The following is a 17,123-nucleotide window of genomic DNA, read 5'->3' on the forward strand; positions in this document are numbered from 1 at the left end:
AGTGACTGACACTGTTCGCCTTTTTAATGTCTAAAAAACCACCAGAACCGTCCCTTTGGTCTTTTCAAAAAGAGAAAGTAGAAAAAGATAAGTTATTTGATAAATTACTGGAAATTTAGATGGTTTTTGTTCAAACTAAAAGAGACCAAAGAATACATAACATCTAAAGTCAATCCTCTCTTATCAAACAGAATTGAAAATAAACGAGAAAAGGTGAGAACATGAGTCAATTATCAGAATTAGTATCCAATGAACATACTCAAAATGTCGAGGAATTAAAAGATCTACTAAGAATTCCAAGCATTAGCTCCTTATCCGAGCATAAAGAGGATATTCAAAAAGCAGCGTCTTGGATTGCCAAAAAGCTAGAATCCATTGGAATGGAACACGTTGAAATCATCCAGACAAAAGGTCATCCTATTGTGTATGCAGACTGGCTTCATCAAGAAAATGCCCCAACCGTTTTAGTATACGGGCATTATGATGTACAGCCCGTTGATCCTGTTCATCTATGGGAAACGCCTCCATTTGAACCGACGATTCGTGATCAAAAGATTTATGCTAGAGGGGCAACTGACGACAAGGGGCAAACATTCTTACATATAAAAGCAGTAGAAACACTACTAAAATCAGAAGGTAAATTACCAGTAAACGTTAAATTTTGTATAGAAGGGGAAGAAGAAATCGGAAGTCCTCATCTTCCGCCATTTTTAGCCGAAAACAAAGAGAAATTAGCCTGTGATGTAGTTGTAATTTCTGATTCAGATATGTGGGACAGGGGTGTACCTGCGATTACCTATTCTTTAAGAGGTCTTTGTGCATTAGAATTTTCACTAAAAACCGCTAACTCTGATTTGCATTCCGGCATGTATGGCGGTGGAGTTCAAAATGCCAACCATCTATTGGTACAGCTTCTTTCCACACTTCATGACGAAAACGGAAAAGTAAAGGTTGAACATTTCTATGATGATGTAGTGGAACTCACCGAATTTGAAAAGGAACAAATTAAAGCATTAGATTTCAATGAAGATAAGTTAAAACAAACATTAGGGTTAATGGAATTAACGGGAGGAGAAAATAACGATTTTCCTTATTCTGAAAGAATCAATTCACGTCCAACATTAGAAATAAATGGGGTATGGGGAGGATTTCAGGGAGAAGGGACAAAAACAGTCATCCCGAACGAGGCTCATGCTAAAATTACCTGCCGTCTCGTACATAATCAAAACCCGGTAAAAATTCAGGGATTAATTAAAAAGCACCTGGAAGAACATGCTCCAAAAGGATGCACGGTGAATGTGACCTTGCAAGATACGGGTAATCCATTTTTAACGCCGATCGATAGTCCGATGATTCAAAAAGCGGCAGCAGCATATGAAACCGTATATGGGAAAGCGCCTGTTTACAAAAGAGAAGGTGGTTCGATTCCAATTGTATCGGATTTCAGCCATTCACTACATGCACCTGTTGTCTTAATGGGATTCGGTTTGCCAGACGAAAATCTTCATGCACCAAACGAACACTTTAACCTAGAAAACTTTGATAAAGGAATCTTAACTATTTGTTCCTTTTTAGGTCTTCTTAATAAGTAAAATAGTGCCGGTGGGGCGTTCTTGTTTATTAGAGATCAGAGGATTGGTTTTTGTTACGAAAATAACAAATATATGAATGTAAAAATTGCGAACTGTGACAATCACGGTTTGCAATTTTTTTTACATAATTTTATCTTCATATTTCAGCCAATTTTGATTGATTGGTGCGGATAACACTATACTCGGGGATTGGTTTAATTAGTAGGATAATAGGATACAATAGGTCATCTCTTTTTAGTATTATTATTGGATTGAAACGAATTATTTGGTATGATGATTTTATTATAAATATACAAAATATTTTTACTATTTAGGTAGAAGGGGGTACTTTTGAATGTTGACTAGTGAAACAATTATTTGTACTGGGTATTCTCGATTGCCTGATGGGATGGCTGCTAAGAATCTCTATGGGGTAATGGGGGTGGGATTTGAAATCGATCCAAATAATGATTGTATAGTAAATGCATCATGCACATTTGTCACCAATATGTGTACCGATTTTATTAAAAGTATTTTGACTGGTCATGATTTAAAAAAGGGAATAGAGGAACCGATTGAAAAGTTTGAACAAAGGTATTTTGGCTTAGGAAAAAAAGCAATTATTTCTGCTATGCGAGATGCATATAATCAATTTTCTATTTATAAATCATTGAAACTAGAAAAATAAAATAAAAAAGTATTGATTTAAATATAATTTTCAGTATAATTAGAATATATTAAGTATTCAATAAAAAGTAAAATTCAGCGTGCCTAAAGTTCAGTGGATAGGCGTCCCCTATTCATACCCAAGAATTTTAAGACCAAGCTGTTCGAAACCATACCTTTCCCAAAGGTGTATTTCGACATGGCTTGGTCTTTTATTTTTTATAAAAAGGAGTGAATATTAATGGATGCATATAATGCAAGGATGTTGAAATGTATAAAGCTTACTGAAGACCATCAGTTCGATCACTTAGTTGTATCTTCAATTTATAACCTAAAGTATCTTTTGGGTGCAAACATAGATACCGGTGAAAGAATGACAGTTCTACTAGTATCACCGGGGAAAAAAGTTAAATTATTCATACACCAAATGTTTTCCGATCAGGTTCCAATATCAGATGAACTTGAAATCGTCTACTACAGTGACGAAATGAACCCCTTACTAGTTTTAGCTGAAAACTTTACAAATAATGAAAGACTCGGAATTGATCAGAATTGGTTATGTTCCTATCTCATTGATTTATTAAAAGCACTACCAGCCATAAGAATAGAAAAAAGTATGGTAGTTGAAAAGTTAAGAGAAATTAAAGACGAAGATGAAATTGATATTCTTAGACAATCTGCAAGAATCGCTGATGCAGTTATGTATCAAATTATTCAACTTCAGTATCTTCCTGCAACAGAAAGAGAAGTGGCAGGTACGATTGCAAGTTTTTTCGCAGAACATGGAGTAAATGAACTATCATTTAAACCAATTATAGGATTCGGGAAGAATTCAGCAAATCCTCACCATACGATTTCAGATCAAACATGTCAGATCGATCAACCTATTTTGATTGATATGGGGGGACTGTTCAACCATTATTGTTCCGATATTACGAGGACCTTTTATTTAGGTAAAAAGAATCAACAATATGAAGATTTATATCAAATTATAAAGGAAACACAAATGCAGGCAATTGAAATGGTAAAACCAGGAGTTGCATTTTCAGAAATTGACTTATTCGTTAGACGTTCTTTTGCTAAATGGGGGTACGAGCATTTGTTTTTACATCGAACAGGTCATGGAATTGGATTAGAACTGCATGAGGGTGTATCTATACATCAAAAGAACCATGACGTCATCAAACCAGGTATGGTGTTTAGTATTGAACCAGGATTATATGTTCCGGACCAATATGGTATTCGGATTGAAGATATAGTGGCTGTTACCGATCATGGAAGTGAAGTTCTCAATCAGTGCAGTAAGGAGGTGCAGTATTTAGATTTTGTAGGTGTGTAAAGGATGGAACTATTAAACAATCAAAAGGGGAGAAATAATATGAAACAGAAGAATAGGTTATCTTTTTTATTTGTTATTGCTGTCATTTTCTCTGTGATTCTATCAGCTTGCTCCTACGACAAACCAACAAGTAATTCCAGCTCAGGCAAGTCTGATAAGGGAGATGCTGTAACTAAACGAGATGAGATAAAGGTAGGTCTTGATGTAGATGCAGGTACTATGGATCCGCGTCTTTCCAAAGATACTTCGGCTAAAAGGGTATCAGAACTGGTATATGATGGACTTATTCAACTTTCAGCTAATTTAGAGGCTGAACCTGCCCTTGCAACAAAGTGGGAAAATCCAGATCCGAAAACATGGATTTTCACACTCAGAGAGGGTGTAACCTTCCATGATGGAGAACCATTCACAGCCGAAGACGTTAAGTATACCTATGACAGCCTCATCGATCCAAACTTCAAAGCACCATATGCATCTCTCTATGCTCCAATTCAATCAGTCGAAGTCGTAAATGAGCACCAAGTGAAATTTACTTTAAAAGAACCCTCTGCACCACTATTAAGTTACATGGATATTGGTATCGTTCCGAAACATATCGGTGAAAAGAATGATAATTCCCTATCAAACACTCCAGTTGGTACTGGTCCTTACAAAATGGTGAAATGGGATAAAAACAGCAAAATTGCATTTGAAGCAAATGAAAATTATTGGAATGGAAAACCAAAGACCAAAAAGGTAACTTACTTTATTATTCCTGACAACTCAACACGAGTTGCATCCTTGGAATCAGGAGACATTGATTTAGTACATTCACCACTATCACCGCAAGATATTAAAAGGATAAAGGGAAATGATAAATTTGAAGTGAAAGAAATGGAAGGACTAGGATTTACTTATTTAAACTTTAATCAAAAAAATCCTATCCTCTCAGATTTAAAAGTTCGTCAAGCTATTGCACACTTGGTAAATAAGGAAGTCATTTCAAAAGATATTTATCAAGGAATGGATAAACCAGGAAAATCGCCACTCATTCCAGCATCTTGGGCATATGATGATTCAATTTCGGGATTCTCTTATGATCCTGACAAGGCAGCTGCATTATTTAAAGAAGCCGGATGGCAGGATACAGATGGAGATAAAATCCTAGATAAAGACGGTAAAAAATTATCAATCACTTTATCAACCCATAGTGAAGATCCAAACCGAATGCAAACTGTTGAATTTTTACAAAATGAATTTACCAAATACGGCATTCAAACAGAAGTTAAAACAAGTGAATGGCCTACTTTTAGCACCAGTTTAACAGAAGGTAAATTTGATATCGCTCTCGTTGGCTGGCTAAATCTAGTGGACCCTGACCGTTCTTTCTATAATCCATTCCACACTAACGGAGGAAGTAACTACGGTAAATATAGTAATCCAACAGTTGATAGTTTAATTGAAAAGGGTAGAACTGCTTTAGATGCAAATGAACGTACTAAGACTTACCAAGAGGCAGCCAAAATTGTAACGGAAGAAGTAGCGTATGATGTACTACTATATCAAGGATATATTGCTATGTATAACAAAAATGTATCTGGATTTAACGCTCATCCTAGTGGAAGTTTCTATGGATTAAAAGATACAGAAGTATCAAATTAATGAAGACTGAATGGAGGATAGGGGAGGAATAGCCTCCTCTTCCTTTAAAGTCAGGAGTGATCAAATGGCAACATTTATAATAAAACGATTTCTACAATTCATACCAGTATTAATAGGGATATCCATATTGGTTTTTTTCCTTCTCCATCTAATTCCGGGTGATCCTGCCTTAACCCTGCTTGGCCAGGATGCCACACCGGAAGATCTTGAACGATTAAGAGAGGTCATGGGATTGAACGAGCCAATTTACATTCAATTAATGGTTTTTCTTAGAAACTTGGTTCAAGGGGACTTGGGATTATCCATTTTTCAAGATACACCGGTTATTACTTTAATTGCAAAGCATTTACCGGCAACCATTGAACTCGCTCTTGTTGCGATGGTGATTGCATTAATCATTTCAATTCCTTTAGGTATCATTTCAGCAGTCAAACAATTTTCATGGCTCGATTATGTAAGTATGTTTTTTGCACAACTTGGAGTTTCCATGCCTGTTTTCTGGATGGGACTATTACTCATCATTGGCTTTTCAGTGAATTTAAATGTACTTCCTTCATTTGGAAGAGGCGAGCCTTTATTTGAAGCTATCGGCCATACAATACAAACCGGAAACCTTTACTATGTTGTTGATAGCTTTCAACATTTAATATTGCCTGCGTTCACACTGGGTGTCATGAGTGCAGCACTAATCACCAGAATGGTTCGTTCTGCCATGCTGGAGGTATTGAAGGAAGATTATATTCGAACAGCAGAAGCAAAAGGGGTAAGAGGAATTGTTGTGATTATCAAACATGCATTTAGAAATGCATTAATTCCAGTCGTAACAATCGTAGGGCTTCAGTTTGGAAATTTACTTGGCGGTGCGATTGTCACCGAGACGGTCTTTGCCTGGCCAGGAATTGGTCGCTTAGTGATTACAGCTATCAGTCAAAGGGATTTCCCAGTTGTTCAAGGTTGTGTGTTAATGATTGCCTTAATCTTCGCGATAATCAATTTAATTGTTGATATTCTTTATGCCATTATCAATCCAAAAATCCAACAAGTGTAAGGAGGGAGATGATGGAACTATCTAATCAAGTTAAAACAGAGAATAATACAAAATTTCACCCCAAAAAGGGTTTTCAGTGGAAAGAATTATTTTATTTAATTACAAAAAGTAAATCAGTTTTAATTGGCGGGATTTTCATTCTTATGGTCGTGATATGTGCCATTTTTGCACCAATCATATCTACTCATGACCCTTATGAAATGGTGATGAGTGATCGTCTTTTAAAACCAATGGAAGACGGACACATACTAGGAACGGATCAATATGGCCGAGATTTGTTTACGAGGATTGTTTACGGAGCAAGAGTCTCACTTGAGGTCGGGTTAGTATCAGTTGTATTAGCCATGTTTATTGGCGTAACTCTGGGATTAATATCTGGATATTACGGAGGATGGATTGACACCATTATTATGAGAATCGTAGATATAGTTTTATCCTTCCCTGTTTTGCTTCTAGCGATAGCACTTGTGGCAGCGCTGGGACCGGGTATAGAAAATGTTATTTTGGCTCTTGGATTTGTGTATTGGACCAATTACGCGAGGATAGTCCGAGCGAATGTTCTTGCCATTAAGGAAGAGGAATATATTCAGGCAGCAAAAACGATTGGTTCTAATGATTTTCGGATTATCTTCTATAATATCTTACCCAATTGTCTAGCACCTATAGTGGTTGTTGCCACATTAGGACTGGGAACAGCCATTGTATCTGAAGCTACACTTAGCTTTTTAGGGTTAGGTATTCAACCACCTGAATCCAGCTGGGGCTGGACATTGGCATTTGGGATGAAATTTATTAGGGAAGCACCCCATTTGTCTATCTATCCAGGTTTGGCGATTATGTTTACGGTTTTGGGCTTTAATTTACTAGGAGATGGGATTAGAGATTTAACGGATTCGAAACTAAAAAGGAATTAATAAGGAGGAAATAAATCATGACAGTTACATCTACACGTGAATTTAAAGAGGTTGTTGTTACACATTTATCGAATGGAACGCCATTATCATTACCTATTCATACCATTCGAGGGGTTAAAGAAGGTCCGGTATTAGGGATTTCTGCCCTTGTCCATGGGGATGAAATTATTGGTGCAGAAATTATTAGAAGAGTCTATAACCGTTTAGATGAGTCGGAGCTTTCTGGTGTAGTGAAGCTCCTTCCAGTCTCCAATCCACTTGCTTTTGAAAGCATGACTCGAAATACTCCCCTTGATATGAACAACTTAAATCGTGTGTTTCCGGGAGATAAAAATGGGTGGGTAACAGAACAACTGGCTCATTCCATGGTTAAAAACTTTCTAGATGAAATTGAAGTATACATTGATCTTCATGCAGGTGGAGCTACTCCAATCGTGGACTATGTGTACATCCAAAATGACGAAGAACTATCAAGAGCTTTTAATTTCCCTGTATTGTATCGTCCTGCTCATCCATATGAAGGAACAACAGCTACCTATACAGGTGAAAAAGGAATTCCAAGCATTACTGTCGAGGTAGGCGGCGGACCTAACTATGATAAAGATATTGAACGAGGAGTTGAAGGGATTTTTAATGTTATGCGGAAGTTAAAAATGATTCCTGGTGCCGTTACTCCTCCCCCTGAACAAAAGGTTATGACGGAAATTACTATTCTTCGTCCGAAAGAAGGCGGAATCATGGTTCCGGAGTTTGACTTTAGCTCAGTAGGAACGGTGATTGAGGGAAATCAGGTGCTAGCACGTACATACAACCCTAGAACCTTTGAAGAACTTGAAGTCATTCGAGCACCTTTTAAGAAGAATTTAGTGATTTTAACGAGAGGACTATTTAATAAAGTAAGCCCTGGTGATTATGGATTTATGTTAGGGAACCTAGATACAGCGGAGGAGATTTAACATGAATACGAAAACGGCAGGTTTTGAGTCGTTGGATCTCAAATTATCCCAGGAATATGTACAAATTGTTTTAGGAATGGATCAGTTTTACCGAAAAAGCGCTTCAATAGGAAATGAAGCATCCCTGGATAAAGAAGGCCTAGTACCCATTAATTTGACCAATGAAACGCCAAATTCCTACCAGAATTGGAATGATTTACTTTCAGACTTAGAGAATTTAAGAAATAAATATATAACGATTCAATCGGAAGTAAGAAGAAATTATATGCAGCAGCAAATTGGTTCATTATTAACACTAGCGAAATGGTGCAGTGGGAAGGAAATACCTTTTAGAGAAAAAGTAAGAGATTTATTGTATGTAAACGAAAATCCCTTTTCTATTTCTGAGAGAAATGAACTCCACCAACGACTAGATGCTCTTTTAATCAAAAAAGGCTTAAAGGGCTCGTTGGCAGAAAAAGTGAGTAAATGGGAACAAGAGCAAAATGTTCCTTCACAGCAGATTGAAACGGTTTTAAAAGACTTACTTTTACAAGGAAAAGAACGAGTAGTTCAAAAGATGTTTAAAGAAATGGAAGAGGTAGAGGTGACACCAGTAGTTGTGTATGGGGTTCCCTATAGTGCTTACTGCGATTATGTTGGCGGGAAAATGTATATTAACGGGGATTTGTCCTATACCTATGCAGCATTAAAACATTTAGTTACCCATGAGTCCTTTCCAGGACACACCACCCATATGAGAATTAGGGAATTAGGTGTACAATCCGGCGACCTACCTCTGGATACTGCATTAGTTATAACAAACACGGTAAGTAGTTCCATTTTTGAAGGGATAGGTGATAATGGGATTCATTTCATTGACTGGGTTACCACCATTGATGATGAAATTTATCAAGTCTATCAAGAAATAAAATCGATCGCTGGATTAAATGCCGCTCACATGATTCATGCTGAACATAAGTCAGATGCAGAGGTCGCTTCCTTTTTACAGGAGTTTGCTTTTGGTGACGACAATTGGATTCAATCTAGACTCCGGTTCTTTAAACATAGCTTAAGGGCCCCATTTATTTATTCCTATTGGAGAGGGAATGAGGCCGTTCAAGAAGTATATCGGAAGCTGACTGCTTCAGCAAAACCATCATTCTATGAATTTTTATATAAAAATATGTTATCTGCAGATACAGTTAAACAATTTAGATAGGAAGTGACAGAATGGAACACGCGAAATCAAGAGCACTATTCGAAAGAGCTGTAAAATCTATCCCTGCAGGAGTTCATTCCAATTCTCGTTATCGAAATCCACATCCAATTTATTTTCAAAAGGCAGAAGGAGCTTACTTAACAGATCTGGATGGGAATCGTTATATTGACTGCATCATGGGGAATGGGGCAATTATTCTTGGTCATAACGACCGAGAGTTTAACGAGCGAATGCAATATTATAGTACCTCTGGTATTGTGACAGGTGTAGAAACAGAACTAAGTATCAAAACAGCTGAAAAGTTCCTTTCTCTCGTCCCAACTGCAGAACAGGTTCGATATACAAATACAGGGACAGAAGCTGTCATGCATGCGATGGCGATGGCAAGGACGTATACAGGAAAACCGGATATTGCTGTCATTGAAGGAGCGTATAACGGCTGGCATGATGCGGTTTATGTTAGTACCTGGCCTGATTTACAAAAGGCAGGTGATCGTTCTGCACCGAATTCACTTCCCGGAGCCTCTGGATTGATAGAAGATGTCGTTAAAAGCACGCTGGTTCTTCCTTATAATGACTTGGAAGTGGCGGAAAAATTACTTACAGAAAATAAACATCGGATTGCTGCATTAATTATTGAACCAACTATGATCGATATTGGTTATGTACCAGCCAAAAAAGAATACCTACAGGGGCTAAGAAAACTCTGTGATCAATTAAATATTGTTCTTGTATTTGATGAACTCTTAACCGGATTTAGAGATTCACCTGGTGGTGCACAAGGTCATTATGGAGTAACCCCTGATTTAGCTACATTTGGTAAGGCTATCAGCAACGGGTATATGTTAGCCGCCTTAGCAGGAAAATCGTCCATTTTTGAAACAATAACCCCAGGAAAGGGGACGTGTTCTTTTGTTGGGACGTATAATGGGCATCAAGTTTCTTTAGCAGCGTCACTGGCTTTCATGGAGATTTATGAAGAACGACGAGTATTTCAAACTCTACAATTGAGAACAGAAAAGCTGATTTCAGAATTTGATAGATTAGCAGATCAATATGAAGTAAAAGCAAAAATGCAGGGTAGGGGCGGACATTTCCATTGGTACTTCACTGATGAAGAAATCAGTGATTATAGAAGTGCCACAAAGAGCGATAAAGGAAAATATGCCACATTTATTGAAGCATTTACTTCAAATGGAATTTACTGTTCACCAAATTATTTGCTTCATCATGCTATTTCAATGGCACATACGGATGAAGTCATCCAACAATTAGTGGAATATATGGATGTAAGTCTTCAGCAAACAGCTGGTATTAAAGCAGGTTCATAAGGGGGAATGATTCGTGCAGTCGAACATTCTAGAAGTCAAAAACTTAAAAACGACCTTTTCATCAAGAAAATCTTCCTTTAACGCTGTGGATGGAATCTCTTTTCAGGTAGCGAGAGGGGAAACACTAGGAATTGTCGGGGAATCTGGCTGTGGGAAAAGTGTGACCTCCCTTTCCATTATGGGACTTGTCAAATCGCCGGGAAAGGTATCTGGTGATAGAATAGATTTTAACGGAGTCAATCTCTTCGATCTTTCAAAAAAGGAAATGAGAAATCTTCGCGGCAGTGAAATGAGTATGATTTTTCAAGAGCCAATGACATCACTCAATCCTGTTTATAGTGTAGGGGATCAAATCGGTGAATCACTAAAAATTCATAAAAAATTAAAAGGGAAAGAACGAAAAGAGAAAGTAGTGGATTTATTAAAACAAGTCGGAATTCCACGAGCAGACGAAATTTATGATAGTTATCCGCATCAATTATCAGGAGGTATGAGACAACGTGTGATGATTGCCATGGCGATGGCTTGCGATCCGAAATTAATTATTGCCGATGAGCCAACAACAGCACTAGATGTGACGATTCAGGCTCAAATACTGGAGCTTATGAAGGAGCTTCAAGGTAAAAAAGGGATGTCGATGATCCTCATCACCCATGATCTTGGAGTGGTGTCGGAAGTGTGTGACCGCCTTGTGGTCATGTATGCAGGTAAAATTGTGGAGACAGGTCTGGTAAAGGAAGTATTAAGCAACCCTTCTCATCCGTATACAAAAGGCTTATTGGAGTCTTTGCCTAAAAAAGGTCAGGAAGCAAAAAGGCTAAATTTTATTCCAGGTCAGGTGCCGGCACCAATGAACTGGGGGAATGGATGCAGGTTTGCTGACCGTTGTCCTTATGTCATGAGTGAATGTCATAACAACATGCCACCTTTAACGGAGGTAAATAAATTGCATGAATCTGCTTGCTGGCTTGCATCAAAAGGGGAGGAGAAGGATACTAATGGCCTTATCGGAACTGCAAGATAAGCAAGATGAATATATTTTGGAAATAGAAAATGTAAAGAAGTACTTTCCGATCAAAAAAGGCGTGTTTTCAAAACAAGTAGGCGCCGTAAAAGCAGTTGACGGGGTTTCACTTCAAGTACGTAAGGGAGAAACACTTGGAATTGTTGGCGAAAGTGGCTGCGGAAAATCAACGATTGCCAGGTTAATTATCCGTTTACTTGAAGTTACCGATGGGCGAATTAAATTGGAAGGGAAGGATTTAACCTCCATCTCCAAAGAAGAAATGCGAGCCACAAGAAGAAATATTCAAATGGTATTTCAAGACCCTTATGCCTCCCTTAATCCTAGGTGGACGGTTGAAAGAACATTATTAGAGCCGATGAGGGTGTATCAAATGGGAACTAAAAGTGAAAGAAATGAAAAAGTCGCTGAATTATTAAATAAAGTAGGGTTAGACCATAGCTATGCTAAACGACATCCGCACGAATTTAGTGGTGGGCAGCGCCAAAGAATCGGAATTGCACGTGCATTAGTGTTAAATCCAAAGCTAATCATTGCGGATGAACCTGTTTCTGCGCTTGATATTTCCGTTCAAGCACAGGTAATCAATCTCATGCAAGACCTTCAAGACCAATATAATTTAACGTACATGTTCATTACCCATGATTTATCGGTTTGTGAACATATATCTGATCGAGTGGCCGTGATGTATCTTGGTAAAATAGTAGAATTGGCAACTAAAGACCAGTTATTTTCAAACCCGCTCCATCCTTATACACTTGCTTTAATTTCTGCTGCACCAGAAGTAAATGCAGCGCAAAAGAGGGAAAGAATCGTGTTAAAAGGGGATGTTCCTAGTCCGGCGAATCCGCCAAAGGGTTGTGCCTTTCACACTAGATGTCCTAGCTGTATGGATATATGTAAAGTTGAAACACCGGCCTTAAATGAAAAAGAACCAGGACAGTTTGTTGCCTGTCATTTATATCAATAAGACATAGGGGGTCACAATGAGATTATCTATTTCTAAGAAGGAAATTCTTAATAGGCAGGAAAGGTTTTCGCAAAAGCTTCAACAACAAGAACTAGACTGTGCCATTCTTTTTAGCCCCATTGATATCTTTTATTTAACAGGTTTTCATTTCCATCCCACAGAACGGCCCATTGCCTTATTTTTTGACCCTAAGAAGCAAGCACATCTTTTTGTACCCTATTTAGAGGAAGAGCATGCAGAGGATTTCTCCATTGAAATTCGATATGTTCATTCCTATCCTGAATATCCTGGAATCAAGCATCCGATGGAGTATTTTAAGGATGAATTAATACTAGCGGGATTTCAAGGGAAAAGAGTTGGGGTAGATAGTCTCGGCTATGGTTCACCAGCAGGATACCGTGGTCCTACAGTAGACCAGTTGTTAGAAGTAAAGGAATTTCAATCCATCAAGGATTTGGTTCCTGAGTTAAGAGCCATTAAGTCTGAAGAGGAAATAGAACTAATCAATGAATCTTGTCGATGGGGAAATCTTGCCCATCGACTATTACAGAAATATTCCAAGCCAGGACTTAGTGAACTTGAAATAACGAGCCGAGCTAGCACAGAATCAACCTTGGCCATGATTGAAACATTAGGTCCCGATTATAAACCGCATGGTGAAACAGCATTTGCCTTATTTCGAGGGCAAATTGGAGAAATGTCCGCCTATCCACATGCTGTTACACAAAATGCAGTCTTAAAAACAGGAGATACACTGGTAACGGCCTCATCCGCGAGCATCTGGGGTTATAAAAGTGAATTAGAAAGAACAATGTTTGTTGAAGTCGTGAGTAAAGAGCAAGAAAAATATTTTCAATATATGTACGAAGCACAAGAAGTTGCTTTCCAACATATAAAGCCAGGTAAACCAGTATCCTATGTTGAGGAAGCAGTTCAAAGATATTTTAAAGAAAATAACATTACACACTTAACAAGACATCATACAGGCCATGCAATTGGATTATTGTTTCATGAATCACCATTTTTTGATTTAGGTGATCATACTATTATGAAACCAGGTATGGTATTTACTGTTGAACCAGGTATCTACGTCAAAGGTGTCGGTGGATTCCGACATTCAGACACCGTTCTAGTTTCAGAGAATGGAATGGAAATGTTAACTTACTATCCTAGGGACATAGAGTCTATGATTTGTTATTAATTATTGTTGTGAGAGTCTTTCTTTTTGGAAGACTCTATTTTTTTGAGGGGGATTTTTGTAAAGCTTCATGCCTATGTAATTTGCATGTAAGGTATTACTAAAGTAGGCAAAGTGAATTATAATGACACCATTGAATGAACTAGAATATGGAGGAAACACAAATGAAATTCCCGAATGATGCAGATGGAGATGCTTTACGAAGTCTATATAAAGACGGATTAAATTTTAAAAAACAACAATCTGTCGAATTTTTTGTGGCCGTGCCTGATCAAGCAACAGGTGAAAAATTATCGCAGGTACTAAAAGGTGGAGGCTTCAATTGTTTCTTAGAGCAAGACGACGAATCAGAAGAGTGGGCATGTTGTTGCTCTAAACGAATGCTATTAAATTATAATGAATTAATTAAAATCCAAATGGAATTAAATAATTTAAGTAAACCGTATGGTGGCTATTCCGATCGTTGGGGCGTTTTTGTAGATTAGAGAACAGGCGAATAGATGTATGTAAAAAAGGCGAACAGTGACAGCCACTGTTCGCCTTCTTTGCTTTTTTGAAAATTGCTTAATGGCAAAAAGAGTATGTATAAGAACCAAATTATAGAAAAACTGAAAAAAAGATATTGTAGAAAAATATTAAAATTGAAAATTATAAATTTTCAAAAAACTCTTTGACTTTAGGACACGAATCTTTTATAGTAAAAACAACGACAGGAAAATAAAGGATAGGAGTGATGTCTAGTTGCAAAGTGTTAACAGTTTACAGTCTACACTTTTTGAAGGAAAAGTAGTGTTGGTAACAGGGGCAGCACATGGAATTGGGAAAGGGATTTGTGAGGCATTTATCAAACATGGAGCAACCGTTATTGGAACAGACATCCTTGAAGAAAAACTTGTAGAAGTAAAACAGGAACTAGGGTCCTTGATCGAAAATCACAAAAAACAAAACAGGTTTGAGACATACATATGTGATCTTACAGACGAAGGGGAAGTGAATGAACTCATTCACTTTATTATCAACCAGTTTAATAGAATTGACATACTAGTCAACAATGCTGGTGGGGTATGCGGCCAGGTACACCAGCCTGTTGAAGAGGTTACTCCAGAGGAATGGCGGAAAATTTTTGCAGTAAACTTAGATGCAGCTTTTTACACAACAAAGGCGGTAGCCCCTTTTATGAAAGAGCAAAAATACGGAAGGATTATTAACATTTCTAGCGGGGCAGGACGCAGTACGAGCTTAACCGGAATCCAGGCCTATGCAAGCGCTAAGGCCGGTCAAATTGGGTTTACCCGTCAAATGGCACAAGAACTTGGTCCTTATTGTATTACAGTAAACAATGTTGCCCCGGGATTCGTTATTTCCAACCCCTCTACACGTAAACAATGGGAAGCAATGACAAAGGATCAACAGAAAGCATTAGTAAAATCGATCTCTCTTAAACGGTTAGGGGAGCCGGAGGATATCGCTCATCCTGTTCTGTTTTTTGCATCAGATTTTGCGAGTTATGTAAGTGGACAAACCATTTCGGCAGACGGTGGTCAACAACTATTTTAGGGGGTTAAACATGGATATCACAATTATTGGTGCAGGGGCAATTGGAGGTGTTCTGGGAGCATACCTCGTCAGAGATGGTAATGACGTTACTTTTTGTGACATTGATGAGGATCATGTGAACGCGATTAACCAGAAAGGTCTTAGGATAGAGGGACCAGATGAAACCTTTACCGTAGAGGGCAGAGCCTATACTCCAACAGAATTAGTTCAAAGTAAACCAATTTTAGAAACTGTATTTTTATGTGTCAAAGCACAGCACACCGAGATTGCACTTCGTCCATTCCTTCCTCTAATTAATGACAAAACACAAGTTGTTTCTTTCCAAAACGGTTTATGTGAAAACGTAATTGCTAGATTAATAGGAAAAGAAAAAACAATTGGCTGTTTTGTTAATTTCTCTGCAGATTACTTGGAACCGGGAAGAATATTATATGGTGGCACAGCCGCCCTTTACATTGGTGAATTAGATGGAACTATCAGTCTGCGGATCCGGGAATTGGTAAAGACCTTACAATGCTGGGGGCCGGCAGAAGCCACAGATAATATCTGGGGCTACCTATGGAGCAAAATGTCCTATGCAGGTTTATTATATGCCACCGCACTCGTGGATGAAACGATGGCAGCCGTGGTAAGGAAACGGGATCTTAGAGACACGCTTATGGAATTATGTTCTGAAATCCTTGAGGTGGCAGAAATAGAAGGAGTGAAACCAATCAGTTTCGATGATTGGGTCCCTGCTTTCGTCTACCCAAGAGAAAGGGACCAAGAAGCACTAGACCATCAGCTGGAAGAACTGGCTGAGAGGATGGCGTCGAATAAAAAAACGAAAAGTGGTATCTGGAGGGATTTAGCGGTAAGGAAAAGAAAGACGGAAATTGACTCACAGCTAGTCCCTATTTTAGACCTAGGGGAAAGACACGGGGTTAGCATGCCATTAACCACACAGTTAGTAAGTATGATTAAAGACTTAGAAGTCGGTGCGATCCAAATGGATTGGAAAAATTTATATAGTTTAAAAGAAATGTATGATTGCGGTGAGAATTATGTTACTAAACCATGAGAATCTTTCGGACCATGTGGCAAAGATTATTAGAAAAATGATATTGAATGGAACGCTGAAGCCAGGCGAAAAGGTGAATCAAGTCCAGCTCGCGGACAGCCTCAATATTTCAAGAGGGCCCATACGCGAGGCACTCCGAATGCTACAAAATGAAGGGCTAATTATACATGAAACCAATAAGGGGACCTATGTTACGACCCTTTCCTATCAAGATGCCTATGAGATTTATACACTCCGGGCATTACTTGAAGCAAAAGCAGCCGAATTAGCTGTACCACATTTAACAGAAAGAGAGTTCAGCAGACTAGAAGAGCTCTTAGAGGAGTTTGAAGACGCTTTACAGGATGATGATCTTGAAAGAGAAGCAAGATGCGATATTAGTTTTCATCATACAATCATTGGAGCTTCAAAACATCAAAGGCTGATTCATATGCATGAACAGCTCGACACGCAGGTTGGAGCCATGTTTTTAACTGTAGCTAGTAAACTACCAGTTCGGGCTGCAATGGTTGTTGAGAATCATAGGAAGCTGTTACATGCACTAAAGTCTAAGGATATTGAAAGAGTGAGCAGGGAGTTTTCAGACCACTATGTACTAGCCCTAAAGGAATTGGGGAATGCCAGAGGTCTTCTGACAATTTAAAGGT

16 protein-coding genes are annotated in these 17,123 nt (G+C 38.3%); all 16 read left to right on the plus strand.

All coding sequences use genetic code 11. The features are described 5' to 3' along the window. The first annotated feature begins 221 nt into the window (after window positions 1-221). The 16 genes from AC3A54_RS05505 (at window position 222) to AC3A54_RS05580 (ending at window position 17,119) form a co-directional block, all read left to right on the plus strand. Window positions 222-1,592, plus strand: coding sequence for a dipeptidase (locus tag AC3A54_RS05505; RefSeq protein WP_487653645.1), 1,371 nt, complete (start codon window positions 222-224; stop codon window positions 1,590-1,592). Between the two features lie 334 nt (window positions 1,593-1,926). Then, window positions 1,927-2,259 carry a DUF3870 domain-containing protein gene (locus AC3A54_RS05510; RefSeq protein ID WP_487653646.1) on the plus strand — a complete coding sequence of 111 codons (333 nt, stop codon included), beginning with the start codon at window positions 1,927-1,929 and terminating at the stop codon, window positions 2,257-2,259. Window positions 2,260-2,478: 219 nt separating this feature from the next. Further along, entirely contained in the window at window positions 2,479-3,576 is a 1,098-nt protein-coding gene (locus AC3A54_RS05515; RefSeq protein ID WP_487653647.1) for a M24 family metallopeptidase, read from the plus strand. Window positions 3,577-3,615: 39 nt separating this feature from the next. After that, window positions 3,616-5,217 carry an ABC transporter substrate-binding protein gene (locus AC3A54_RS05520; protein ID WP_487653648.1) on the plus strand — a complete coding sequence of 534 codons (1,602 nt, stop codon included), beginning with the start codon at window positions 3,616-3,618 and terminating at the stop codon, window positions 5,215-5,217. A gap of 64 nt (window positions 5,218-5,281) precedes the next feature. Further along, window positions 5,282-6,265: an ABC transporter permease gene (locus tag AC3A54_RS05525; protein ID WP_487653649.1), complete on the plus strand. Its 984-nt coding sequence runs from the start codon at window positions 5,282-5,284 to the stop codon at window positions 6,263-6,265. A gap of 11 nt (window positions 6,266-6,276) precedes the next feature. After that, the gene (gene nikC, locus AC3A54_RS05530; protein ID WP_487653650.1) at window positions 6,277-7,179 is read left to right on the plus strand and encodes a nickel transporter permease; all 903 of its coding nucleotides are present in this window, start codon (window positions 6,277-6,279) and stop codon (window positions 7,177-7,179) included. A gap of 17 nt (window positions 7,180-7,196) precedes the next feature. Then, window positions 7,197-8,135 carry a succinylglutamate desuccinylase/aspartoacylase family protein gene (locus AC3A54_RS05535; protein WP_487653651.1) on the plus strand — a complete coding sequence of 313 codons (939 nt, stop codon included), beginning with the start codon at window positions 7,197-7,199 and terminating at the stop codon, window positions 8,133-8,135. Window position 8,136: 1 nt separating this feature from the next. Continuing rightward, the gene (locus AC3A54_RS05540; protein WP_487653652.1) at window positions 8,137-9,336 is read left to right on the plus strand and encodes a hypothetical protein; all 1,200 of its coding nucleotides are present in this window, start codon (window positions 8,137-8,139) and stop codon (window positions 9,334-9,336) included. 11 nt (window positions 9,337-9,347) lie between these two features. After that, window positions 9,348-10,667 carry an aspartate aminotransferase family protein gene (locus tag AC3A54_RS05545; protein WP_487653653.1) on the plus strand — a complete coding sequence of 440 codons (1,320 nt, stop codon included), beginning with the start codon at window positions 9,348-9,350 and terminating at the stop codon, window positions 10,665-10,667. Between the two features lie 13 nt (window positions 10,668-10,680). Continuing rightward, window positions 10,681-11,691 (plus strand): ABC transporter ATP-binding protein, encoded by a 1,011-nt coding sequence (locus tag AC3A54_RS05550; RefSeq protein WP_487653654.1) that lies wholly within the window; start codon window positions 10,681-10,683, stop codon window positions 11,689-11,691. Next, a complete protein-coding gene (locus tag AC3A54_RS05555; RefSeq protein WP_487653787.1) occupies window positions 11,681-12,661 on the plus strand; it encodes an ABC transporter ATP-binding protein in 981 nt (326 codons plus the stop codon). The genes AC3A54_RS05550 and AC3A54_RS05555 overlap by 11 nt, the downstream gene beginning before the upstream one ends. Window positions 12,662-12,677: 16 nt before the next feature. Beyond that, a complete protein-coding gene (locus AC3A54_RS05560) occupies window positions 12,678-13,862 on the plus strand; it encodes a M24 family metallopeptidase (RefSeq protein ID WP_487653655.1) in 1,185 nt (394 codons plus the stop codon). A 161-nt stretch (window positions 13,863-14,023) separates the two neighbouring features. Further along, complete coding sequence (locus AC3A54_RS05565) at window positions 14,024-14,344, plus strand: ribonuclease E inhibitor RraB (RefSeq protein ID WP_487653656.1); 321 nt, start codon at window positions 14,024-14,026, stop codon at window positions 14,342-14,344. Between the two features lie 256 nt (window positions 14,345-14,600). Beyond that, entirely contained in the window at window positions 14,601-15,416 is an 816-nt protein-coding gene (locus AC3A54_RS05570; protein WP_487653657.1) for an SDR family NAD(P)-dependent oxidoreductase, read from the plus strand. 10 nt (window positions 15,417-15,426) lie between these two features. Further along, window positions 15,427-16,476 (plus strand): ketopantoate reductase family protein, encoded by a 1,050-nt coding sequence (locus AC3A54_RS05575; RefSeq protein ID WP_487653658.1) that lies wholly within the window; start codon window positions 15,427-15,429, stop codon window positions 16,474-16,476. Then, the gene (locus AC3A54_RS05580; RefSeq protein WP_487653659.1) at window positions 16,460-17,119 is read left to right on the plus strand and encodes a GntR family transcriptional regulator; all 660 of its coding nucleotides are present in this window, start codon (window positions 16,460-16,462) and stop codon (window positions 17,117-17,119) included. The genes AC3A54_RS05575 and AC3A54_RS05580 overlap by 17 nt, the downstream gene beginning before the upstream one ends. Window positions 17,120-17,123: the final 4 nt, after the last annotated feature.

The sequence above is a fragment of the Neobacillus sp. Soil_C_43 genome (assembly GCF_057656715.1).